Annotated in this window: 18 protein-coding genes and 2 pseudogenes; 10 read left to right on the forward strand and 10 right to left on the reverse strand. The window is 55.7% G+C overall.

Translation table 11 applies throughout. The annotated features are described in order from the left end of the window. Together GY33_RS21330 and GY33_RS21815 are read left to right on the forward strand one after the other, a co-directional pair. Nucleotides 1-399 (forward strand): site-specific integrase (locus GY33_RS21330; RefSeq protein ID WP_035271569.1); only part of this gene is annotated, 399 nt, incomplete at its 5' end. 1,158 nt (nucleotides 400-1,557) lie between these two features. Next, nucleotides 1,558-1,704 (forward strand): annotated as a pseudogene (locus tag GY33_RS21815) (ATP-binding protein); the annotation flags it as partial. A gap of 43 nt (nucleotides 1,705-1,747) precedes the next feature. Here GY33_RS21815 and GY33_RS21820 read toward each other — a convergent pair. Then, nucleotides 1,748-1,966 carry a hypothetical protein gene (locus GY33_RS21820; protein WP_031386792.1) on the reverse strand — a complete coding sequence of 73 codons (219 nt, stop codon included), beginning with the start codon at nucleotides 1,964-1,966 and terminating at the stop codon, nucleotides 1,748-1,750. Nucleotides 1,967-1,999: 33 nt separating this feature from the next. Between GY33_RS21820 and GY33_RS21825 the strand changes: the two are divergent. Beyond that, nucleotides 2,000-2,110 (forward strand): annotated as a pseudogene (locus tag GY33_RS21825) (hypothetical protein); the annotation flags it as partial. A 237-nt stretch (nucleotides 2,111-2,347) separates the two neighbouring features. Here GY33_RS21825 and GY33_RS0107755 read toward each other — a convergent pair. The 4 genes from GY33_RS0107755 to GY33_RS0107770 all read right to left on the reverse strand — a co-directional run bounded on the left by GY33_RS0107755 (nucleotide 2,348) and on the right by GY33_RS0107770 (nucleotide 10,619). Beyond that, on the reverse strand, nucleotides 2,348-3,469 hold the full coding sequence (locus GY33_RS0107755; protein WP_051822411.1) for a Wadjet anti-phage system protein JetD domain-containing protein: 1,122 nt from the start codon (nucleotides 3,467-3,469) through the stop codon (nucleotides 2,348-2,350). Between the two features lie 50 nt (nucleotides 3,470-3,519). Further along, entirely contained in the window at nucleotides 3,520-8,502 is a 4,983-nt protein-coding gene (locus tag GY33_RS0107760) for a coiled-coil domain-containing protein (protein ID WP_031386794.1), read from the reverse strand. Beyond that, the gene (locus tag GY33_RS21680; protein ID WP_235185494.1) at nucleotides 8,480-8,803 is read right to left on the reverse strand and encodes a hypothetical protein; all 324 of its coding nucleotides are present in this window, start codon (nucleotides 8,801-8,803) and stop codon (nucleotides 8,480-8,482) included. Before GY33_RS21680 ends, GY33_RS0107760 begins: the two co-directional genes overlap by 23 nt. 457 nt (nucleotides 8,804-9,260) lie before the next feature. Further along, on the reverse strand, nucleotides 9,261-10,619 hold the full coding sequence (locus GY33_RS0107770; RefSeq protein WP_051822412.1) for a hypothetical protein: 1,359 nt from the start codon (nucleotides 10,617-10,619) through the stop codon (nucleotides 9,261-9,263). 96 nt (nucleotides 10,620-10,715) lie between these two features. Between GY33_RS0107770 and GY33_RS0107775 the strand changes: the two genes are divergently transcribed. The 7 genes from GY33_RS0107775 to GY33_RS0107805 all read left to right on the forward strand — a co-directional run bounded on the left by GY33_RS0107775 (nucleotide 10,716) and on the right by GY33_RS0107805 (nucleotide 18,829). Beyond that, complete coding sequence (locus GY33_RS0107775) at nucleotides 10,716-11,558, forward strand: WYL domain-containing protein (protein ID WP_035271571.1); 843 nt, start codon at nucleotides 10,716-10,718, stop codon at nucleotides 11,556-11,558. A gap of 118 nt (nucleotides 11,559-11,676) precedes the next feature. Then, nucleotides 11,677-11,886, forward strand: coding sequence for a hypothetical protein (locus tag GY33_RS0107780; protein ID WP_031386798.1), 210 nt, complete (start codon nucleotides 11,677-11,679; stop codon nucleotides 11,884-11,886). Between the two features lie 411 nt (nucleotides 11,887-12,297). Next, the gene (locus GY33_RS0107785) at nucleotides 12,298-15,069 is read left to right on the forward strand and encodes a type I restriction endonuclease subunit R (RefSeq protein ID WP_031386799.1); all 2,772 of its coding nucleotides are present in this window, start codon (nucleotides 12,298-12,300) and stop codon (nucleotides 15,067-15,069) included. After that, entirely contained in the window at nucleotides 15,069-16,424 is a 1,356-nt protein-coding gene (locus tag GY33_RS0107790; protein ID WP_031386800.1) for a restriction endonuclease subunit S, read from the forward strand. The genes GY33_RS0107785 and GY33_RS0107790 overlap by 1 nt, the downstream gene beginning before the upstream one ends. Before the next feature lie 152 nt (nucleotides 16,425-16,576). Next, nucleotides 16,577-16,852: a type II toxin-antitoxin system TacA family antitoxin gene (locus GY33_RS0107795; RefSeq protein ID WP_031386801.1), complete on the forward strand. Its 276-nt coding sequence runs from the start codon at nucleotides 16,577-16,579 to the stop codon at nucleotides 16,850-16,852. Between the two features lie 6 nt (nucleotides 16,853-16,858). Beyond that, nucleotides 16,859-17,374, forward strand: a complete 516-nt coding sequence (locus tag GY33_RS0107800; protein ID WP_031386802.1) for a GNAT family N-acetyltransferase — start codon at nucleotides 16,859-16,861, stop codon at nucleotides 17,372-17,374. Between the two features lie 12 nt (nucleotides 17,375-17,386). Then, the gene (locus GY33_RS0107805; RefSeq protein WP_031386803.1) at nucleotides 17,387-18,829 is read left to right on the forward strand and encodes a type I restriction-modification system subunit M; all 1,443 of its coding nucleotides are present in this window, start codon (nucleotides 17,387-17,389) and stop codon (nucleotides 18,827-18,829) included. Between the two features lie 21 nt (nucleotides 18,830-18,850). Here the strand turns inward: GY33_RS0107805 and GY33_RS21420 are convergent, their stop codons facing one another. The 5 genes from GY33_RS21420 to GY33_RS0107835 form a co-directional block, all read right to left on the reverse strand. Continuing rightward, nucleotides 18,851-19,027, reverse strand: coding sequence for a hypothetical protein (locus tag GY33_RS21420; protein ID WP_162834854.1), 177 nt, complete (start codon nucleotides 19,025-19,027; stop codon nucleotides 18,851-18,853). 104 nt (nucleotides 19,028-19,131) lie between these two features. After that, entirely contained in the window at nucleotides 19,132-20,412 is a 1,281-nt protein-coding gene (locus tag GY33_RS0107815) for a Y-family DNA polymerase (RefSeq protein WP_031386804.1), read from the reverse strand. A gap of 141 nt (nucleotides 20,413-20,553) precedes the next feature. Continuing rightward, on the reverse strand, nucleotides 20,554-21,255 hold the full coding sequence (locus GY33_RS0107820; protein WP_035271575.1) for an SOS response-associated peptidase: 702 nt from the start codon (nucleotides 21,253-21,255) through the stop codon (nucleotides 20,554-20,556). Between the two features lie 19 nt (nucleotides 21,256-21,274). Further along, on the reverse strand, nucleotides 21,275-21,757 hold the full coding sequence (locus GY33_RS0107825; RefSeq protein WP_084184951.1) for a LexA family protein: 483 nt from the start codon (nucleotides 21,755-21,757) through the stop codon (nucleotides 21,275-21,277). A 157-nt stretch (nucleotides 21,758-21,914) separates the two neighbouring features. Further along, nucleotides 21,915-22,610 carry a metallophosphoesterase family protein gene (locus GY33_RS0107835; RefSeq protein ID WP_051822413.1) on the reverse strand — a complete coding sequence of 232 codons (696 nt, stop codon included), beginning with the start codon at nucleotides 22,608-22,610 and terminating at the stop codon, nucleotides 21,915-21,917. Nucleotides 22,611-22,620 lie beyond the last annotated feature (10 nt).

Raw genomic sequence — 22,620 nt, forward strand, 5'->3', positions numbered from 1 at the left:
AACCAGATCGATCGACATAAGCATGATGACCGCAAAAAACCGACGATTTTTGAAAAGCTTTCTTGGAAAGATGCGCGCGGCTTTCGCCGAAGGCAGTTTCGTAAAACATACAATGCCTGCTCCAGACTTTTGCAGCGAGTCAACAGAAAACTTTTTCCCAAAAGGAAACGGATAGTTTTGTATTCAACAAGACACCAGGCAATAGCCAATCAAAAAGCTGCTCATAACGACCCGGCGGCCACGGCTGTATTCGCGGGCCACGGCGTCGTCGACACCGCGACGGAGCACTACGGCAAACGTCGAGTTGGCCGGGTCAATCCGAATCTCCCAACGGCCACAATGGATTCTCTAATGGGGGTGCGGAGGAAACACTTCAAAAAAGATCCTATACAGGAATAAGTACTCGAAACGACATCGCATTTTTGCGTCCATGTAACACGGCTCTCCGTCCATGTAGCATGATGGATTTCGTCCATGTAACACGCCTTATTGTCCATGTAGCAAAAATTTCCGCACCACGACCCAACAAAAACGGGATGCCCGCTTCAAACCCTGGGATGCCCGCCACACCTGCCTTGCGAGCCTTCAATCACCGCTACTTGGACGCGCGCTAAACATGTCCATGTAGCGCTTGCTCCGCGTACAAGTAACGGGGGGTATGCCACAAAATTCGGAACACCAAAAAACAAAAAAGCATACCCAACAATAAAAACGGCTCACCAAAACTCAATAAAGGCATCCCACAACATTCAAGCACGGAAAAACCACCGCATCCACCCTGGCGACGCTACATAGTTGGGCATCCCGACACATCAAAATAGCCTTGCAAAAAACCATTCCGAGAACGATTTTGGCGAAGCAAAATATGGCGCGAAGCGATCCCCTGGTGCGAAGCAAAATGGCGCGAAGCGATGGTCGCCAATATCGCCAAATGGGCACCCCCAAAATGTTTCATCTGAGACGCCAAGATTTGATTCATTTCCTGTTAATTTTTCCCAAGGAAGGGTATGCGTATTCCGGACCAAATTGACCACGGATTCCGGATGAAAGTGACCGCGTATTCCGGACCAAATTGACCAGTTGAATCGTCACTGTTCATTCGTTTCGAATGCTGCGCTGGATAACTCAGGCAAGCTCTTCCTCAGGAGGTGCTTATTGCCAATACGAGGTTATCCATGCGCTGGGCTCTGCCCAAGGAGTCATCCGCATGGCCGATAAATATGGCCATTAAAGACTGGAGGCGGCCTGTGCGCGAGCCATTGTCCACGACACGCCGACTCATGTGGCTGTCAAAAGCATTCTGATAAAGGGACTGGATTAGGAGCCCGCACGACAAACCGTGCCCCTGGGCGAAACTTATGGCGGCAAAGCTCGGTTTATCCGTGGCACCTTCCCGTTGCAGTAGGAGGCCGTCATGCACCCGATGCCCCAACTACTACCCTTGCTCAAGCAGCTGCGCTTGTCCGGTATTCTTGATTACCGGAGGTCCGCAACCGCGAAGCCATCGAGGGAAAGCTGCCCTACATTGACTTTCTGGCCTTGCTCGTCGCGGACGAAGTGGCCCGGCGCCAACAGCAAAAGTTCGCCAAGTTGCAACACCGCTCCGGCTGCAATGCCCAAAACACCTTGGAGACATTTGACTTCACCTTCAACGCCGGAATCAACCAAGGCATTGTCCGGGACTTGGCCACCAGCAGATTCATAGACGAGAAGGCCCCTGTGCTGATTCTCGGCCCTTGCGGCACCGTCAAAAGCCATCTGGGCTCAGTCCCTGGGGCATATGGCCGTACGCCGCGGCCACGACACGCTGTACATCAGCCATGCCAAGCTGCTTGGCATGCTCTAGGCGGCCCGAGCTGTGGGAAACTACGAACGGAAGCTGGCCCAGCTGGACCAAGGTGGACTTGCTGATCATTGATGACTTTGGGCTCAAGCCCATGCGCTCGGCCAGGATGAGGACTTCCACGACCTTGTCTCGGAACGCTATGAGCGTCGAGCCACGATCATGACCAGTAATCTCGACTTCAGCGAATGGGCCGAAGCGTTCCCGAACAACTGCTGGCCTCGGCTTTGGATCAGATCAGACACGGCGCATACAAGGTCGTTTTGACCGGAAAGAACTACCGGACGCCAAGAAGTCGTGAAGGGAAGAAGTGATTCGTGATTTCAGGTAATAAGGATGTCGTGCCGAGTTGCGTCAATCATGATGTTGCCACAGCATGAAAGCATGAGATAATCCTGTGGTAAGTTTCTTTATAGGTTTTTTCGTCATGACGTCATGCCAGGGACATGGCTGGCGCAAGCAGTGAAAAAGATCAGGTGCCTCGTTTATCATGCCGTCATGACATCATGATGGGGCAAGAGGGGCGGAGCACAGCGCGGCAATTGTCTCTTTCGGAACAGCCTCCTGGTCAACGGCCCTTCGGGCGCAAACTTCAAGGAGGGGGTGCAAATCCGAATGATTCAACCGTTTCAGCGTATAGCGCGACGGTTGTTTTTCCTTGCCGACGCAGGCGACATATGGATGGCCGGCGCCATTTTTGAGGATGTCGACCATGGGGCCGTATAGGGCCGAAAGGCGCAGCCGCGCAAACCTTTTTTTCAGGCGCAGAAAAATATCCAGGCCGGCCAGGTCCAGATCTCCCCACCAGAGCACGGATTTGGCGGCAAGCAACTGATTCAGCGACGGAGGCTGTCCAGCGCGAACAAGAGGGATCAGAGCAGAAAAATCTTTTCCGAAGGACTCTCTCCAGAAGGCCTCAACCTCTTGGTGTACGGCTGTCGAAGCCAGACCATAGCCGTAAACGGAAACCAGGCCGACTGTTTCCGCCGCGCCGGCTTCGACAGCGGCTTCGAAGCATTGTGGATTTTCAATAAGCAAAACAGCGGAAGGCGCCGGGGGCCCGGCTACAACGACATACCTTGGCGCGGGTCTGAAGCAGTCCCCAGGCCCGCACAGAGCGTCACGGACGGCCTTGCCGAAACTGCCCAGCAATTTTGAGCTGGACAACAGCAAGCGGGCGCTGCCGACAAATTCTGAAAATTTGCCCTTGTCCGAGTTTTTAAGCTCAAGCAACCCTGCCAGGATCAGCCCCATATCCTCCTTTGACAGCCCTTCGACGTTTTTGATGATGTTGTCCTTGCGAAGAAGCTTGCGGACGTCCTCTGGAAGGGTGGAGCGCTCGAGAGCCTCTTCCCACCATGTTTGGTGTTCTGGGACAGGCAACGGCAACAGGTTCAGCGACAACATGGTGCGGGGGATGCCATGATATTCGTCCCACGATCCCGCATTAACTTCGCCACGCCGCCTCAACGCGGCCATGCCCTTTTGCAGGGCAATACTGTCCAAACCTGATACATTCAGCAGCCGTTGCTGGATGCTCGCAGGACTTAACTTTTCCCGGCCGCGAGCCAACTTGCGAAGTCCCTGCCTAACTTTATCTTCTGCCTTGTCCAATTTGATATCCATATAGACGCTCGACTATGCTTAACCTGTTCGCTGATCGTCGCACAGGCCGATTAGGCTGTCTCAGTCATCTGCATTTGATTCTCCGAACCCCCTGCAACAACCTGGGCGTGCCAAAAGCCCATATTCTCGTCCTTTTCGATCTTTTCAAAGCGCACCCAGCGCCCTTTGGTGTGGGGATCGTTTTTTTCAACGTATCGTCTGGCCACGATAAATGAAGGAAATATATTGAAATTGTTGACGTAACCCTTGTTATGGATGAGGCCGACAAGCTGAAAAACCCCTTGACAGGCTTGCAAAGCGTTCAAACTTTCATTGATTAACTTGTCGTCAGACAAAGACGAAAGCATGCCGTCCAGAAGCACAAACGTTTGAGCCTGCCTTGCTGACTTTGAACGACCGCTGGATTGCATGTCGCGCTCCTTTGCAAATTCAGCAAGGCGCACAACCATCAATAACTGCAAGGCGACGCGCTGGCCGCCGCTTATTTTTGACTCGTTGATTTCTGAGTAATCAATTTTTTGTCCGCAGCGAATATGTGAATGTGTAAATTTTATTGAAGGGTTGCCAAAAAATATTTTATAAAACTGCTTTCTGACATCACTTAAAAAATCTCCTTTTTTGATGGAGTCTTCAAATTGTTTTTTGGTAATATTCCCTTTGTCCAATTCTATCCGTTGCTTTTCAGATTGGATTTCAATTTTGTCCCTGGTTGCATGAACAAGGCGTTCAATGTCGTCCTTTGTGGCCAATTTCGCATCAAAATAGAATGTGGCCTCCCCATTTTTTCCATGTTTTGCGCAGACACGTTTAAGCAGTTTGAAGTTATCTTCCGCCTTTTCCGACATGCCCACAATTCTTCCAACTTGTTTGTCCCATAGATGCTGGTAAGTCCAACTTAGTTTTTCAAAAACGCCGCGCTCTTCTGCAACATTAGCGCTTAAGATCTCTAAAAGGCTTTGGATTAGAGAAGGCTTTGCCTTCGCCGCTTCAACGTCCAGCAAAACAGATTCCGAAACCCTCCCCCGGTTCTCTTTGATAAAGCGACCGCATTCGCGTTGAAAATCGATGAGGGCATTGTCCCGATCTTTTTGCCGATCTTTTGCCCTTCTCGCTTTGTCGAACGATTCAAATTTCGCTATGTTTGTGCTGAGTTCCGCAATCGCATCGACAAGTTCCCTTGATTCTGGCCCCGCCTCTTCCGAAAGAATGCCTGCAAGCGATTGCTTGAGGCTCAAAGCTCCCTCGCTTTCGCCAACGTCGGCCAGATCCCCGACATCCGCGAGAATTTGCGCGAAATGTTTCATCTCCCTCTGGATATCAACCAAAGAACTGTCGTAGGATCTTGAGTATCCTCTTACCTTTTCGGAAACGGCGAGCAGGTTAGCGACTTGCTCGTTTAATTGTGCTTCTTGTTGCGCCAGTTCGCCGAGATTTTTTTTGATTTCACCAATTCTTCTCTCAGCATTCTCGTCCTCTGCCTTTACGGAAACGTATTTTTGCGCTTCGCAAAACTGAAAACGAAGTTTTTTGTCTATATCATCCAAGCTTTTATGTTGCTTTGAACGTTCGTCAACCAGCACGGAGACGTTTTTGCCTTCGTCAGACGCTATAAAGGCTGCCAAGGCTTCAAAATTGAAGGACTCTGCCTGGTGCCGCAAGCCTTGCAACAGCAGCTTTTCGTCTCCTCTCTTCTGTCGACCTCGATCTCGCTCCTCTTCAATCTCTGTCGCCATGCCCGCTTCTTCTTTCAATTCAAACTCGACCTTCCCCAGGGCGTCCTTGATCTCTGCATGTTTTTTCTGATCATACCCTGTCGCTCGAGCCAGATCCTGCGCGACGTCGCCTTGCCCGCGACATTTTGCACGGAACTCTGCAAGAGTCGCCTCCGCCTGCGAAATGGCTTCGTCTTGCAAATGTTTTTCCTGTGCGAATTTTTCCTTTGTCCTCTTAACTTCATCTTCGAGTCGGTTCCGTAGGAGCACCAACTTCTCAACGCGCCCTGCAAAAGTTTTTTCGGCGCTTAACAGCCAGGCCTGTCGCCTTTCTTCGTCCCCAGCCCCAGGAAATTCATTCAGCAAGCCGTGCGACTCGACGTCGTTCGACTGGGTGCCCACGGATCGTTCACGCAAAAATGTCCGCAGGCCTTCAAATGCCGGAATGGAGGCTCCCGCTGCGGCCAGGATCTTTTTTGCGAGATCCCGGGCCCCTGCTTCGCTCCCCCTTGTGACGCTGTCACAGGCATTTCGAATGAGCATCGAGGCCGGCGAACGGGGCGACAAATCCACCGTGCCGCGCAGCAAGACCTCGTGCCTGGCCTTCAGGTTCCGGAGCCGTTTTTCCGCGACTTTGCGAGCGTTTTCCAATTTTTCCGGATGGAGCAAAATGTCCGCCATCTCCCCGAGATACGGACATACAACATCTTCCAGGCCGGAGAAATCGCCCGAGGAAAGCAGTTTTGTCAGGCCGGGCTCAAGGAAGACAGGGACCGGCAACTTCTTCGCGTCGAATATCTCGGCCAGCCGGGCAGCGTCTTGGGGGGTTTTGACGACAGGAGAAAAAATCAAGGGGGAAAAAAGCTTCAGCGCCTGGGCCTTACGCTCCGAAGACATCCCGGAAGATTCTATTGTTTGGTGCAGAAGCGAGTAATCCAGGTCGCCAGGGATGTTGCTCAATGCCAGATTAGAAATTTTTCCCGGCGCAAGCTTTTTTTGTTCAAGCGCGGAAAGGTAACGTGCCTGCTCTTCGGTGGACTTTTCAATCTTGGCGGTTTTGGGTTCAAGCTTTTGCAGTTTTTCCTGTCGAGCGGCTTTAATTGCTTCTGGATCGGCTTCAGGCCCGTACTGCTCTTTAAAAACATCCAGGGCCTCCAGGTCGGGGAATAAATTGCGAAGACCTTCAGCCTGCGTTTCAAAATTTGTCCTTATAAATTGGGTTTCTTTATCCGCGTCCTTGATTTGCCTTTTGGCGTCGACTTCGAATTCGTCGTGCTTTTTTTGCGACGTTTGTAAGGCTTTTTGCAGCCGGACAAATTCGTCCTGCAGCGCCCGCTCATTGTCGTCCAGGCTGGCGGCAATCTCGGTCACGGACATTCCGGGGAAAGCCTGATGCAGTTTAGCCAGGCTTTTCTCCTGCATCTCCAACGCGGCAGCGCTTTGTCGGAGCTCTTCCCGGTGGATTTCCAGTTTTTTTGCGTGGAGCCTGCACCTGCAACGCTCATGATCCAGTGATTCAAGCGCATTGTCCGTGGTCGTCAGCCGTTTGCGGCAGTCCTGGCGACGAGCTTGCAGGTCTGCCGAAACGTCCAACGGCTCTCTGCCCGGGTATTGTTTGCGAAACTTGATCAACGCATCCTGGGCGCTGCCGATTCTGTTGATATTCTCGCTTAGGATCTCTATCGAATCCCGCAGTTCTTTTCTTTTGACGTTGAGATCTTTCTCCGCTGCGGCTGGATTGGCGATCTCATCGGGGGAAAAAAGCTCGCTGGCAAACATTTGCCGCCATGCCGCACGAACGCCCTCCCGTTCCTGCCGCCCGGCCTCGAGCGCTGCCTTTTCCTCGTTGCCCCCGGCTATGCGTTTGGCGACCCCTGCGCCGGCGCCGCGCATCGCCTCTGTCTTCTGAGCCAAAAGCGCCAGATGGCGTCTGTGAGGACTCGTGTCGATCCTTTTGCGGAAATGCCCGAAGGCCGTCTTGACGATTTCGATCTTTTGCGCCCGGAAAGCTGCAACGTCGCCTGCCGAATCGCGAAGATACGTTTCAGGCACTTTTTTGATGAATTCAACGGCGTCGGCTTCCGACAGATAACGACCGGATTGAGGCGCCCTTGAAATTTTTGCCATATGTTCCTGGGTAACAATTTCAACGACTTGTGAAATTTTGCTGCTCCGCAACTTGAAATCGCGAAGTATCTGATAAACATCTCGGGCGCTGTTTATCACCCCATCCATCCCCGGGGCTCGGAGGTAGACATCTTCGCCCGGGCTGATAGCCATGTGCTCAAGAAGTTTGTTCACTTGCGCATCGCCGTGCAGAACCATTACGGGCAGTCCTGGCAGCCCTGAGTGCAAAACGGCGCGAAGCGCGGCTCCGACCTCGGCGACCTTGCCCAGCGCCTTTTTGTACGCCGCCTCGGCCGTATTGATGGCCCCGGCATGCTCAGAAAGGGAACGCAGATCGTTGAAGGTCCCTTGAGTAGCGTCAAGCCGGGCCTTCGTCTTTTCCAGGTCGTGCTTGTTTTGGAGCAGCCCGTATGAGCCCTTGACCAGGGTTTCTTCCAGGGACTCTTCAGCCCCTGCATCGCCGTCGCTGTCTTCCGGGTCCGGACGATGAATGCCTGACACAAGCTGCGGCACGACATGCTGATAGAAAAACGCCTCGTCGTAACGTTCCGCGCCTTTCTGGATCACGGGAAACAGAGGGGCGTTGTGATCGCCCCCGCCCTTGTTTTGAAACTGCTGCAACAAATCCAGTTGTCGGCGGGGAATGTGATCGCCGATCAGAGATTTCCACGTGTCGCTGCCGACATCATAGATCCCTTCGGGAGCGGCCTTCACTGAATCTGCGATATCCGGATCCGGAATCAGAGTGATTACGTCGTTTGCGGCAAAGGCCAAGGGAACCGTATCAAACGTCCCCCTGAAAAAATAATAAATCAGCTTGTCGCTGTTGTCGTTGTGGCCGCATATGCCGAAAACCCAGGTGTCGCCGCTGATAGGCATGCCAACGGGGTCGAGGCTTCTTTGAACCAGATATCTGTCGTGCGGCCGAAAAAATTCGATGCGAACATGCGACATGTTGCTTCGTGCGCCCTTGGGCGACATCTTTGACTTCACTTGCTTGATGAAGGACTTTTTCCTTGTCAGCAGGGCAAAGATGGCCAGGGTCAAAGAAGTTTTACAGGTGCCGTTGGGCGCCAGAATGATCGTCGACTTGGCTGCGAGGTCAAGCGTCTCCCAGGCGATGTCCGGGGCCCATTCGTCCCTGCCCTTGCTGTCTAAAAAATTTGTAATCTCAATTCTCTTGATCAGGCTCATTATCGTCCTCCGGCTCGTCTTCCACAAGGATTTCTTTCAATGCTTCGGAGTTGATTTCCGGTCGCGGGACCAAGTAGGTGATTTCCCTGCTATAGTGCTCCGCAACGTCCGCGGCGCCCAAAAGTGTTTGCGAATATGCTTTGTCGTTCTTGTTGAAGCTGATGCAGCCGGTGGAGTCCAGGAAGCCAAGAAAGTTTGAGACTCGGCGCTCGATTTCCTGTCCTGATTCGTTTGTGAGGATGGAGACCGCGGTTGTTTTGTTGGCGTGTTCCTCGGCAAGCTTGTTGACAAATTCACGCACGATTTGGACAAGAGCTTCCTCCGTGAACACGACGTCGACATACCTGGAGATCTCTTGCGGGTGGCGATCAAGCTTTGTGTATGCAAGGTGCAGGTAATGGAGGTAAAGGGTAAAAGCCCACACGTTGGCGTCGCGGGAAGAGTCCCCCCTCAAGCCGAAACGCAGTCGGGCCTCTTTTTGGGAAATCCAAGGAGGGGGATTGTCGCCGGAACGGACTATGCACCAAATTTGTCCTCCGGTGGGAATGCCGGGATATTCGGTCCAACTGAATATTTGGAGGGAAAAACCGGAGAATGAAAAATAATCCGTGAGGTAGGCAACGTGGTCGCTGTTGAGGTGCTCAATCTCCATGACCAGGTCTTTTTCTCCGTCCTTGAATCGAAGGCCCTTGGGGATTCTGGTCCGGATTTGCCGGTGTGCAAAAAGCCAGTTTGTGAGGCGTGCAAGAACTTCAGGATCATGAAACATTTGGCGACTCCATCGTTTTTGCTTGGAAAATCAAGTCTTGGACACGGATTCGTTTGCCGTCTATTGAAAAAAATCGTGTAGTCGTGCCGGGACAAACAATGAAGTCGTCTTTAAAGCCCATGGACTCGGCGTCAAGAAATGCGGCAACGAGTTCCGCAAGTCCTTCGAGCGTATGCGCTCCACATGCGGCTTCGGCCACCAGGTCCAGAAGCGACACCGAACCCTTTGACGCCCGCCGGAGGAGTTCTTCCCCGTATATTTGCACAAACGCGGACGCTTCCGTGGCGGCCGGGCTGGCGCCGGACTGGTCGATTTTGTTGGGTTCGCGTTTTTTAGGAGTTTCAATCTCTATGCGCTGTATGACGTCTTGAATGCTTTCGTGAATGCTCTCGGGGCAGACGAAAGCCTTGAGAACGGAATCTGCGTTTTTTTCGTATCCATCTTTCAGGACCACGCTTTTTGCCGCCGCTTGAAAGTTTGGAGTGCGAACGCCAGTCCGGGAACCTCTTTGGACGGCTTCAATAACTCTTGAAAGATTTCTGGTCAGCGCCTCAATGAGTGAAAGGGTGTTGTGCAATTGCCTTCTGATGTTTCGTTCAATTCCTTCGTTGTTCGGGTGCAATTCCAGCCACTCTTCAAGCTCGGCAGCCGCCTTGTCGCTTTTCATCAAATGAGAGGCCTCGCTGACAATGTCCTGAGTTTTGCTGACGGTCTCAACATACAGGGCGTTTTTTTTGAAAAGAGCCTGCGCCTGAAGTTCGGCAAACGGCATTTCCAGGATGGCTCGTACCTCGAGGTTCGCATTCTTTGTCCTTTTTGCGAGTTCAGAGCTGAACCGCTCCACATCTCCGAAATTTCCGTGAGTTATAGCCTTGACAATGCCCGCGGCATCAATGTCGAGGTAAATCCAATCGCTGGATGATTCCGAAAGGTGCAGCGCCAGGCGGCCTTTTTGCCCCAGGCGGATCCTCTTGCCGGCTTGAGATTGCTCAATCAGGGCCGTGTCTTTAAGCAAGACTGCGTCGCGGGCGAAATACAGCGGGTATCTAATGGAAAGCTTTTGAACGACGCTGTGAAAGTCGTTTATATCGCAATTCGGAAAATCGTCTCGCAAATGATTAAAGACGTCTTGGACAAGAAAAAAAGCGCCGGGGGCGTCGTCCTCCAGGACGTCAAGCGCCTCCAGGGCCGCGGTCCCCAGATCGAAAAACACCCCAGCCAGGTGATCGTCGGCGCTGTCAGCCCTTGCGGGAGCGCGAAGGGACGTCGCAGCCGCGCCCAGTTCGCGTCTCGTGTCGTAGAGGTCGACCAGCCGCATTGCGGCCACCATGACGTCTCGCCAGGCCATTTTTTACCACCTCAGGGGCGGCACTTGCGGGCCGCGTCGCTTTGTTTTATTATCTTGATCACACACTTAAAGTTAAAGGTACGTTTTTTCTAGCCCATGTCAAAACTCACTGTCAAGGACACCAAGTCTTTTCATAGACTTGCATTTTTCGAATCTCGTCTTTTTTGGGCGGGAAGGTGCGGGAATATAGACATCGTCAAGCATTTCGGCATTTCAAGGCCGCACGCCAGCTTGACGATTCGCGAATATGAAGAGCTCGCTCCGGGCAATATCTTTTATGATCCGCGAGGAAAAACGTATCGCCCAGGGGATAAGTTCAAGCCGGCGATCATTTCCACCGATCCCGACAGGGCGTTGGGCCATGTTCTGTTGGGCGACTCACACCTCGGCGACATGCCCGAGATGTTGCGCATGCCGTCGCCGCAACGCGCCTTGTCGGCCGATGTTCTGCGCGCCTTTCTGTCTGCCGTCGCCGACAAGCGAGGGCTTGGGATTCTCTATCAATCGCTTTCAAGTCCGGAGCCGGCTTGGCGCGATGTAACTCCCCATGCGTTTGGGCATGACGGTCAGCGCTGGCACGCGAGAGCCTTTTGTCATCGCAGTCAGGTTTTCAAGGATTTTGTGCTGGGGCGTGTTTTTGAAACAGCGCGGGGTGTTCTCTCGCAAGGCAACCCTACAGCCGACAAGGACTGGCATGAGGATGTCGATCTCGTGCTCGGTCCGGACCCAAGACTTGAGTCCGGCGCCAGGGCTGCCATTGAAAGGGATTTTTGCATGAATGAGGGCAGGGCGGTGTTTCGCCTGCGACGGGCGATGCTCTGGTACGTGTTGGAGCATTGGAATTTGGCGGGGACTCCCTTCCCGGAGCCGAGAAGACAACAGATTATTTTGCTGAACCCCGAAGTTTTGAGTGAGATGGGCAAGGGGAGAGGGTCATGACGTCATGCCGTCATGACGGCATGATGTTCTTTGGATGTTTGGAGTTTGCGCACGGTGTTTCATTGGGAATACGCATCCATGCGCGGGTCTGTTTGGAGCGTCACCAAAGAGATAACGGATGTCGAATGCGGCCTTGGAAAAACTGGTCGAGCAGATAGGGGCGAAAGGTGGCCTGCCGTGGGTTCGAAAAACCACATTCACGCCAAGCGAAGATGGCGCTTACGTACGAAAGATCGTCCTGCCGGACGGAACCGTTGAGCGAGAAGAGACGATTCCGCCGGAGCGCTGCGAGAAATTCCGGGCGCTTGCTCGCCCCGAGCAGTCTTAGGGCATGATATCATGTCGTCATGACGTCATGATCCATGGGTGGCTCCAGCAGCCTAATTTGTTGATTTTCCGGACTGTTCCTTGCGTTTATCGCCGCGTCCCGTTTATGCTGGCCTGCGGCCGGAGCTTTTTTTTCGTTTTCCTCGCATTGTTCAAAAAATACCAAAGGAATTTTTGAGCAACATCGGATCTTCCTCGGAAAAGTTGAACGTTCACCTTGCCAGAGGATCTATCCTGCCCTTGAAGGAACAACGCTCTCGGTTCCGCGTTGTAATCGATAGCGGCCAGACGAGTGTGGCCCAATCCAGGGCTGCAGCGGATGCGCCGCGAGTATCACGTTCCTGAGTTTTGGAGGTGAGCACAACTTTACACCTAACCAGCACCCACCACCTCAAAACACCCCCACACCCCCATGACCGACAACGAACGCCACGCCCGCACAAAAATTGACCAGCTCCTCACCGAGGCAGGCTGGGTACTCCAGGACCGGCACGAACTGGACCGCCATGCGGGCCTGGGCGTGGCCGTCCGCGAGTTTTCGTTATCCGGTGGGTTTTGCGACTACCTGCTGTTCGTCGGGGGCAAGGCCGCCGGGGTGATTGAGGCGAAGAGGGCCGGGGTGACGTTGAGTGGGGTGGCGGATCAGGCGGGGCGGTATATGGGTGGGTTGCCGGTGCATTTGGCTTGTTGGGGTGATCCGCTTCCTTTTGACTATGAGAGCACCGGCGAGGAGACCTTTTTTTGCGACCAGCGCGATCCCAAGCCTCGATCGCGCCGTTTGTTCGCCTTTCATCGTCCGGAGACGCTGCATGAATGGTTGCTCCAGCCGGAGACCTTACGGGCCCGTTTGCGGCGAATGCCGATCCAGGACCCTTTGGACCGCAAGGGGCTGCGCGATTGCCAGGTCGAGGCGATTACCGGTTTGGAGGCGTCGTTGGCCGAGGATCGGCCCCGGTCCCTGGTCCAGTTGGCCACGGGCGCGGGCAAGACCTACATGGCTTGCTCGTCTTCCTATCGGCTGATCCGCTATGGCGGTGCCCGGCGCATTCTGTTTCTGGTGGACCGGAACAACCTGGGCGACCAGACCTTGAAGGAGTTCCAGAACTTTCATCCGCCCGGCGCGGCGAACCGCTTCACGGACACCTACATTGTCCAGCATCTGCATTCGCACCGCATCGACCCGGACGCGAAGGTCGTGATCACCACCATCCAGCGCCTCTTTTCCCTGCTCAAGGGTCAGGATTTGCCCGAGGAAGCCGAGGAGGCTTCCGGGTTTGAGCAGTGGCAGGGCAAGGAGGGCGAGCCGCTGCCCCTGGCCTACAACCCGGCCATCCCCATCGAGACCTTTGACTTCATTATCACCGACGAATGTCACCGCTCCATCTACGGGCTCTGGCGGCAGGTGCTGGAGTATTTCGACGCCCAGATCATCGGCCTGACCGCCACGCCGTCCAAGCACACCCTGGGTTTCTTCAACCGGAACCTGGTGGCCGAGTATCCCTACGAACGCTCCGTGGCCGACGGGGTGAACGTGGGTTATGAAATCTACCGAATCCGCACCCGGGTCACCGAGGACGGGGGCAAGGTGGAGACCGGCGAGGCGGGCTTTCAGGTGCCGGTGCGGGACAAGCGGACCCGTAAGGTCCGTTACGAACAGCTCGACGCGGATCTGGAATACACCGGCAAGGATCTGGACCGCTCCGTGGTCAACCCGAATCAGATCCGCACGGTCCTGCAAACCTTCAAGGACCGGGTCTTCACCGAACTCTTCCCTGACCGCTCCGGCCAGTGGCTGCCCAAGACTCTGATCTTCGCCAAGGATGACAACCACGCCGAGGAGATCGTCCATGCCGTGCGCGAGGTCTTTGGCGAGGGCAACGACTTTGCCAAGAAGATCACCTATCGCAACACCGGCGAGGACCCCAAGACGCTGATCAAGACCTTCCGGGTCGATCCCTTCCCCCGCATCGCCGTGACCGTGGACATGATCGCCACGGGCACGGACATCAAGCCGGTGGAGGTGGTGATCTTCATGCGCGACGTGAAGTCCGAGGGCTATTACGAACAGATGAAGGGCCGGGGCGTGCGCACCATTCCGGATGCCGATCTGCGGTCGGTCACGCCGGACGCCAAGACCAAGACCCGCTTCATTCTCATCGACGCCGTGGGCGTGTCCGAGACCAAGAAGAATGCCTCCCAGCCCCTGGAGCGCAAGAAGTCCATCAGCTTCGACGCCCTGCTGGAGCAGATCGCCATGGGCCGCCGGGACGAGGACGCGCTGTCCTCCCTGGCCGGACGCCTGGCCATGCTGGACCGCAAGCTGGCCCCCGAGGACCGCGCCCGCATCGCCGAGGCCACGGGCGGCCAAACCCCGCGCGATCTGGCCAACGCCCTGCTGGACGCCATTGACCCGGACGCCCAACAGGCCGCCATCCTCCTGCGCCACGGCCGGAATGCCACGCCGGAACAGGAACGCGCGGTCGTCGAAGAGCTGACAGAAGCGGCCTGCCGCCCATTCGACAAGCCTGCCGTGCGCAATCTGCTCAAGGACATCAAGCGCAAGACCGAAATCGTGATCGACGAGATCACCATTGATGAACTGACCGGCGCGGGCTTCGACAAGAAGCGGGCCGAGGAAACCGTCACCAATTTCAAGCAGTTCATCGTGGACAACCGCGACGAACTGACCGCCTTGCAGATCCTCTACAACCAGCCCCAAGGCCGCCAGCGCCTGACCTATGCCGCGATCCGCGAACTGGTCCGGCGCATGACCGACCCGCCGCTCTACCTGACCACGGCAAATGTCTGGCAGGCCTACAAGCGCCTGGACGCCGCCAAGATCCGCGGCGCGCCGGTGGACGAGCAACTGACCGAGGTGGTCAGCCTGGTCCGCTTTGCCCTGGGCCAGACCGAGGCGCTGGAATCCTTCAGCGCTGTAGTGGAGCGGCGGTTCAATCTCTGGATGGGCCGGGAAAAAAAGGCCGGCCGGGAATACACCCCCGAGCAGGAAGACTGGCTCCGCGCCATCACCGCCTTCATCGCCGCCAACGCCGAAATCACCCCGCGTGATTTCCAGGAAGCGCCCAGCCTTGCGGACAAAGGCGGGATATTGCAGGCAAGGAAGGTACTGGGGCCGGGATTGAACGATATGCTGGATGATTTGCAAGGGGTGTTGGTGGCGTGATGGAGAAGTTCCCCCAGTCTTGGCATTCGACGCCTCTTTCGGAGATCGTGGAAATTAACCCCGGAATCGATAAGAGCATATTTCGCAATGAAGACGAGATGCCATTCGTGCCAATGCCGGCTGTTGAAGCTGAGACCGGCCGCATTAATACCCTTGAGCGACGGCCTTTCGGAAAAGTAAAATCTGGCTTCACTCCCTTCGCGTCCGGCGATGTGCTCTTCGCAAAAATCACACCCTGCATGGAGAACGGCAAAATGGCGGTGGTGCCGTCTTTGCCACGCGGCGTGGGCTTTGGGACCACGGAGTTTCATGTCTTGAGGCCGATGGAAGCCGTGGATAGGAAACTTCTTTACTTTTTTGTTTCCTCAGCATCCGTACGACATGAAGCCCAGCATCAAATGACGGGAGCAGTCGGGCAGAAGCGGGTACCGAAGCGGTACCTTGAAACCAAGGTATTTCCTCTCGCCCCCCTCAACGAACAACGCCGCATCGTCGAAAAGATCGAAACCCTGTTCGCCCGGCTGGACAAGGGCGAAGAGACGTTGCGCGAAGTGCAGAAGCTGCTCGCTCGCTATCGTCAATCCGTCCTGAAGGCTGCGGTTACGGGCCTTCTCACCGCCGACTGGCGCATTACGAATTCTGTTCCTGATTGGCGTGAAATTATGCTGGGCGATGTGACTGAATTCCTGACCTCTGGCTCTCGCGGCTGGGCAAAATACTACGCCCCAAGCGGGGCGTTGTTCATAAGAGCTCAAAACCTAAAATTCGACCGACTTGACCTTGATGATGTGGCTTTTGTTAACTTACCAAAAAAATCCGAGGGAACCCGAACGTTGGTGCAACGGGGCGACTTACTCATCACCATTACTGGAGCAAACGTCACTAAGACGGCTCTTGTGGACGTCGACATCAAGGAGGAGGCCTACGTAAGCCAGCATGTGGGGCTATTGAGGCTAAAGGAATCCGCCGATCCAAAGTTCATCTACTGGTTCTTGATCGCAAAGGCTGGTGGCCGAAAGCAATTGGAAGAGTTTGCTTACGGGGCCGGCAAACCAGGGTTGAACCTCGCGAATATTCGCGACGTTAGACTGATGCTGCCATCGATTCGGGAGCAGTGGGAAATCGTTTCGCGGCTACAAGATGAACTTGATCGAATTCAGGTCATTGAAGATTTTTGTAAATCCGAACTCACCCGTTCCGCCGCCCTGCGCCAATCCATCCTCAAAGACGCCTTCGCGGGTCGTCTGGTGCCGCAAGACCCCAGTGATGAACCGGCATCGGAGCTGCTGGCCCGCATCCGGGCCGAGCGGGCTGCGGGGCCAGCAAAGAGAACACGTAAGCGGGCCAAGCCATGAGCACGACACACCCTGAAGGCAGAGGATGCAACTGCTAAGAATTTCTTAGTAGTTCGTCAGGAGGACTGCCGCCGAGTTAAACGCTCGTTGAAATAATATTGACAGTTTCGGGTGTTGTACGGCATTGTTCCGTACAAAAGGGGAGGGACGGCATGGAAGTCAAAACCTTACGCAGCGAGCGGCTGGAAGCACGGGTCACGCCTGAGCAGAAAAGCATGTTCATCTTGTGCGCCAGGATCAGGGGATGTTCTGTCTCTGATTTCGTGGTGAGTTGCGCCCAGGAGGTTGCCTCCAGGACCATTCGCGAGCAGGAAGTCATGGCCTTGAGTCAGCGGGATCGGCAAATTTTTGTTGAGGCCTTGATTGGCGAGGCCGAGCCCAGCGAAAGACTGAAGAAGGCCGCAAAACGCTATCTGGCCAGCCGATAAGCTGGCATGAAGCATTGCATCGAGATACTGGGCAAGGGGCACGACCGATCTGCTTTTGATTGCGGCATCCCCGAGTTGGATGCTTACCTGCGTACGCAGGCCGGTCAGGATGCCAGGCGCTTCGCGGCCGTGCCCTACGTGTTGTGCGAACAAGGCCAGACCAGAGTCATCGGCTATTACACCCTGTCTTCAATGAGCATCGACCTCGTTGAGCTGCCGCAAACCCTGGCCGCGCGACTTCCTCGCTATCCGGTCGTTCCGGCCATCCTTATCGGCAGACTGGCCCTGGATCGCCGTTTTCACGGACAAGGTCTGGGTGAGCATCTTCTGTTGGATGCGCTACACAGATGCACCAGGCAAGCCCATGTCGTGGCCGCTGCCGCGGTGGTGGTCGAGGCGATGCATGACAAGGCGGCCCATTTTTATCGCCATTATGACTTCACGCCCTTCCCGGATTCACCCCGGCGAATGTTCATTCCTATGCAAGCGATCATCAAGCTGTTTCCCAAGCCAAATCAGTGAACCCCACACAATATGAGCAACGAACAACTCGTCTCCAAGGTCTGGAACTACGCCCATGTCCTGCGCGATCAGGGCATTTCCTACGGCGATTACATCGAGCAGATCACCTATCTGCTGTTCCTGAAGATGGACCTGGAACGCGAGGAGCTTTTGGGCGAGGGGTCGGCCATTCCGCCTAAGTGGAACTGGGCCCAACTGGCGAACAAGGACGGCGACGCGCTGGAATTGCAGTACCGCCGCACGCTGGAGGCCTTGGGCCGCGAGGACGGGCTGATCGGCACGATCTTTCGCAAGGCCCAGAACAAGCTGTCCGATCCGGCCAAGCTGAAGCGCGTGGTCAGCCTGATCGACAAGGAAGGGCCCTGGGTGGGCTTGCAGGTGGACGTGAAGGGCGAGATTTACGAGGGGCTGTTGGAACGCAACGCCTCGGAGGTCAAGTCCGGGGCAGGGCAGTACTTCACCCCGCGGCCGGTGATCGAGGCCATTGTCAAATGCGTGGATCCCAAAATCGGCGAGACCGTGTGCGACCCGGCCTGCGGCACGGGCGGCTTCCTGCTCGCGGCCTACGACCACATGAAGACCCAGACCCGGGACCGGGACAGGCTGCGCGCCCTGCGCCACGACGCCTTCACCGGGGTGGACATCGTGGACGAGGTGGTCCGGCTCTGCGCCATGAACCTCTACCTGCACGGCCTGGGCAACAGCGCCAGCCCGGTGGTCCAGGGCGACGCCCTGGCCGGCGACGGGGGCAGGCGCTTTGGCGTGGTGCTGACCAATCCGCCCTTCGGCAAGAAGTCCAGCTACAAGGTGGTGGGCGAGGACGGCGCGGTGACCACGGAGCGCGAGCACTACGAGCGCGAGGACTTCAAGTTCACCACCTCCAACAAGCAGTTCAACTTCCTGCAGCACATCATGACCATCCTGGACACCCACGGCCGAGCCGGAGTGGTCCTGCCGGACAACGTGCTGTTCGAGGCGGGCCGGGCCGGGGAGGGCATCCGCAAGCGGCTCCTGGAGGGCTTCAATTTCCACACCCTGCTGCGCCTGCCCACGGGCATCTGGTACAGCCCCGGGGTGAAGGCCAACGTGCTGTTCTTCGACAAGCGCCCGGCCTCCCGGGAGGTCCAGACCCGGGAACTCTGGGTCTACGACTACCGGACCAACATCCACAAGACCCTGAAGACCAAGCGGCTGGCCGACGGCGATTTCGACGACTTCGTGAGCTGCTATCACCAGCGCCGGGAAACCGAACGCTTCCGGCGTTTCAACTACGAGGAACTGGCCCGGCGGGACAAGCTGAACCTGGATATCTTCTGGCTGAAGGACGACAGCCTGGAGGACATCGACGGGCTGCCGGAACCGGCGGTGCTCGCCGCGGCCATCGTCGAAAACCTGGAAGCGGCCCTGGAACAGTTTCGCGGGGTCAGCGCCGAGCTTTCTGAAGATGTTGAGTGAGAGCGGGGCCTGAAGGCAAAGCTATTTCAGACCATATTTCACGGCCAGGGCGTTTTTCTCCATCTGGGGCAAAGCAGAGTAGTATTTTTTCCAGCCTGGGCAGAACCTGATATGCCAGCGCCAGAGCCTCCCCAGCAATGACTTCGGGTTGGCGTCGTACTTCGCCCTGAATCGACACTTTGCGCAGTTTTCAGTCATTTATCCTCCATCCGAAGAATACCCCCTGAGCCTGACCGCATTGGACTCCCAAGCTTAGGAATTCAGCTGGTTCGAATCGGCAGGTCATCAGAAAAACACAGTCATCAGAAAGACACCCTCGGCAACTCCTTCCAATCCGTCGTATATCTCGGGCTCAAATGCGCCTGGCGCATCACCCATCGTTTTTCCGTGCCTTCCGCGGCCACGCGCATGGTCATGGCCCCCCACTTGGCGTTGACCCGGTCCATGGTTTCCATCAGGGCTTTGCTCCGTGCTCGCTCCTCCGGAGAAGGCTCGAACAGGTGCAGCCTGCGACCTTGCTCTTTCTCGATCCCGAAAACCATTACCCCGGCCTTGCGGTACTCGTAACCTTGCTTGAATATTTGCTCCAGGGCCATCCGGGCTGCCCGGATCAGGTCCGGCGTGTGGCTTGAGGGCACGGCCAGGGAGACGGTTGCTGCGTTGCCGTACTGCGGCTTGTCCAGCCGGAAGCGGTCCGTGAGCACGAAGACCTGAAGCTGTCCGGCCACGCACTTCTGGCCGCGCAGGCGTTCTCCGGTCCTGGCCGCGTAGCCCGAGATCAGTTTCGCCAGTTTGTCCTTGTCCGTGACGGCCTTGGCAAAGGTGCGGGAGCAGACAATGCTCTTGGGCGTGGCCACGGACTGTTCCAACGGAATGCAGGGGATGCCTTGGAGTTCCAGTAGCGTGTGCATTCCGCAAACGGTCATGCGCTGCTTGACCCAATCCCTGTCCAGCCTGCTGAACTGCAAGGCATTGCGGATGCCGAAATCGCGCAGCTTCCTGCTGTACTGCCGGCCAATGCCCCAAACATCCTCGATCTCGATCCCGGCCAGAATCCGGTCCTGATCCGGACAATCCACAAGACTGAACGTCCCGCCGTGCTCGGGCTGCTTCTTGGCCACCCGGTTGGCCACCTTGGCCAAGGTCTTGGTCGGGCCGATGCCGATGGACACGGGAATGCCCGTCCATTGCAAGACAGTGGCCCTGATCTTGCGGGCCAAGTCAATGGGATCGTCGTGCATCCGGTCCAAACGCAGGAACGCTTCATCAATGGAATAGATTTCCATGTCCGGGGTGAACCGGGAAACCGTGTCCATCACGCGGCGGGACATGTCGCCGTACAGGGCGAAATTGGAGGAAAAGACATGCACGCCGTGCTTTCTGAACAAAGGGAGGAACTTGAAGGCTGGTGCGCCCATGGGGATGCCCAGGGCTTTGGCCTCGCCCGACCGGGCAATCACGCAACCGTCGTTGTTGGACAGAACTACAATGGGCTTGTCCCGCAGCTTGGGGTTGAACGCCCGCTCGCAGGAAGCGTAGAAATTGTTGCAGTCCAGCAGGGCGAAGATGGTCGAGGGCGGCATGATCAACCTTGGCAGGCTGTTGAAAAATCCCTGCTGGCTGCGTTGCCGTAAAAAGATCAAACCCTCACGTATGACGAGATACGCCTCGGCCTTGAACTTTTTTTACGCCTTGTCAGCAGGTTTTTTGAACAGCCTGTGGATTCAGACTTTATCAACACCTTGCTGGGTGTCGTCCGGCAGCAGGACCGGGACAATACACTCCGGATCGTTGTTTTTCGGGCTGTTGACCCTGGTGCTGACCGGCAACATCTGGGTGGGCATGTCGGCGAAGGGCTGAAGCAAGGTCTCGATCTGCTCCCGATGGCTCTTCGGCGCAAGCCACGTCGCATAATCCTCCGGCTTGATGATCACCGGCATCCGGTCATGGATGGCGGCCACCGCCTCGTTGGCCTTGGTGGTCAGGATGGCGCAGGACTCGATGGTCTCGCCTGTTTCCGGATTCAGCCAGGATTCCCAGATGCCAGCCATGGAGAACAGCTCCAGGTTCTCGAAGCGGATCAGGTAGGGCTGTTTTTTGGCTTCGACCTTTTCCCATTCCAGGAACCTGTTGGCCGGGATCAGGCACCGCCTGTGCCGGACGGCGGAACGGAAGCAGGGTTTGTCCCAGACCGTCTCTGACCGGGCATTGATGCTCTTCGGCGATTTGCCCAGATCGCGAGTCCATGAAGGGATCAAGCCCCACTTCAGGCGGGTGATATTACGGCCAGAGGTCGTCTGCACCACGGCCACGATTTCCTGGCCCGGCGCGATGTTGTAGCTGGGCAGGATGGGCTCCTCGGGCTCAACAAGTCCGTAGTGCTCGGGAATGATCAGGGTGATCCAGAGGGCGAAGCGTCCGCACATCGTCAAGTCCCATTGTGGTTCAGGGCATTTTGCGGATCACACTTGTCACAACGCCCCATACCTCACAGTCCATTTCTGGCGTGAGCTCGACCACCGGATACTCGGCATTGGCCGGGACCAGACAAGCCTTTCCATTTCTTTTTCGAAGCGTCTTGACCGTGAATTCTCCATAAACGATTGCGATGACCACCTTGCCGTCCGTGGCCTCGACGGACTTGTCCACCACCAGAATATCGCCGTCATGGATGCCCGCGCCCTGCATGGAATCGCCAGAGGCCCGGACCAGATACGTGGCCACCGGGTTCTTCACCAAGTAATCGTTCAGGTCCAATCGCTTTTCCAGAAAATCGTCGGCTGGGGACGGAAAGCCCGCCGTCACCGGCGACAAATACAGCGGCAGTTCGACATCCAGACCTTTGGCGACGCCGGAAATCAAGGACAGCTCTTTGGAAAGCGGAATCTGCCGAATCTGATCAAAATGAGTATGTTCGTGATGCGACATGGGGTGATGCTAACGTTCATTCTTCAGCGAAGCAATGACCCTGGAAGTCCGGAACCGCCATTCCCCAGGAGGTAAAGCTGAGCAGGCGCAGGAGGGGACAATAATGCAACCCATTCTCCAACTGTTCAAAATCATGCATTTGTTTGATATGGGCAGTTCAGTTTTTAACCTGCAGCTGATCATCAAGCCACGCCAATCCCTGTCTGGAGTTGTATCCCGTCGGCATGCCAAGCCCCAAAACCCGGATTTTGCCCGCGATGTCCGCCTCATAGCGTTCGTGATGATGGGCGTGAACAAGAAGCTTGACGCCCATTGCCTGGGCCAGGTCGCCTATGAGCTGGAAGCCATAACGGTGCGTCTGCGGGGCTTCGTGGGTCACGAGTACGTCAGCGCGCAGCTTGGCAAGGGCCTTGATGTCTTCGGCGAATATGGACGTTGCAAGCTTGGGAATATTTCCGTGTCTTTGGGTGTATTGCTGACGTGTCTTGCAGTTTGATGTTTCCCTGTCCATTTCATGCAGCCTGGTGTCTTTTTGCACTGTTACGTAGCGGGTGCGAAAAACGCCATTGAGACCGGCTATCCTTATGCCGCCGAAATCAATCCTTTTTCGATGCAGACAACGATCCATCATGGATTGATGCCGCAAGAGATATTCTCTTTTGTCAGAATCATGGTTGCCGAGTAAAAACCATGTTTTTTCAGCAAATTTTCCAAGTTCAGCCTGCAAGTCCTGTTTCGGAGTTTGATCGCCTAAGAGAATCACTACGTCTGCCGCCTTGCCTGCCTCTAGCACATGCGTGAAACAGCCGTGCGTATCGCCGGCAAGAAGTATTCTTGGAACGCTTTTTCGCATTTGAATATAT

The sequence above is a fragment of the Desulfonatronum thiodismutans genome (assembly GCF_000717475.1).
Classification (GTDB): Bacteria; Desulfobacterota; Desulfovibrionia; order Desulfovibrionales; family Desulfonatronaceae; genus Desulfonatronum; species Desulfonatronum thiodismutans.

Coding starts and splice junctions, on each gene's coding strand:
- GY33_RS0107790 (WP_031386800.1), top strand. CDS start 15,069: ATGGAGAAGTTCCCCCAGTCTTGGCATTCGACGCCTCTTTCGGAGATC.
- GY33_RS0107795 (WP_031386801.1), top strand. CDS start 16,577: ATGGAAGTCAAAACCTTACGCAGCGAGCGGCTGGAAGCACGGGTCACG.
- GY33_RS0107770 (WP_051822412.1), bottom strand. CDS start 10,619: ATGGCCTGGCGAGACGTCATGGTGGCCGCAATGCGGCTGGTCGACCTC.
- GY33_RS0107785 (WP_031386799.1), top strand. CDS start 12,298: ATGACCGACAACGAACGCCACGCCCGCACAAAAATTGACCAGCTCCTC.
- GY33_RS0107805 (WP_031386803.1), top strand. CDS start 17,387: ATGAGCAACGAACAACTCGTCTCCAAGGTCTGGAACTACGCCCATGTC.
- GY33_RS0107780 (WP_031386798.1), top strand. CDS start 11,677: ATGTCGAATGCGGCCTTGGAAAAACTGGTCGAGCAGATAGGGGCGAAA.
- GY33_RS21420 (WP_162834854.1), bottom strand. CDS start 19,027: ATGACTGAAAACTGCGCAAAGTGTCGATTCAGGGCGAAGTACGACGCC.
- GY33_RS0107775 (WP_035271571.1), top strand. CDS start 10,716: ATGTCAAAACTCACTGTCAAGGACACCAAGTCTTTTCATAGACTTGCA.
- GY33_RS0107815 (WP_031386804.1), bottom strand. CDS start 20,412: ATGCCGCCCTCGACCATCTTCGCCCTGCTGGACTGCAACAATTTCTAC.
- GY33_RS0107825 (WP_084184951.1), bottom strand. CDS start 21,757: ATGTCGCATCACGAACATACTCATTTTGATCAGATTCGGCAGATTCCG.
- GY33_RS0107820 (WP_035271575.1), bottom strand. CDS start 21,255: ATGTGCGGACGCTTCGCCCTCTGGATCACCCTGATCATTCCCGAGCAC.
- GY33_RS0107835 (WP_051822413.1), bottom strand. CDS start 22,610: ATGCGAAAAAGCGTTCCAAGAATACTTCTTGCCGGCGATACGCACGGC.
- GY33_RS0107800 (WP_031386802.1), top strand. CDS start 16,859: ATGAAGCATTGCATCGAGATACTGGGCAAGGGGCACGACCGATCTGCT.
- GY33_RS0107760 (WP_031386794.1), bottom strand. CDS start 8,502: ATGAGCCTGATCAAGAGAATTGAGATTACAAATTTTTTAGACAGCAAG.
- GY33_RS0107755 (WP_051822411.1), bottom strand. CDS start 3,469: ATGGATATCAAATTGGACAAGGCAGAAGATAAAGTTAGGCAGGGACTT.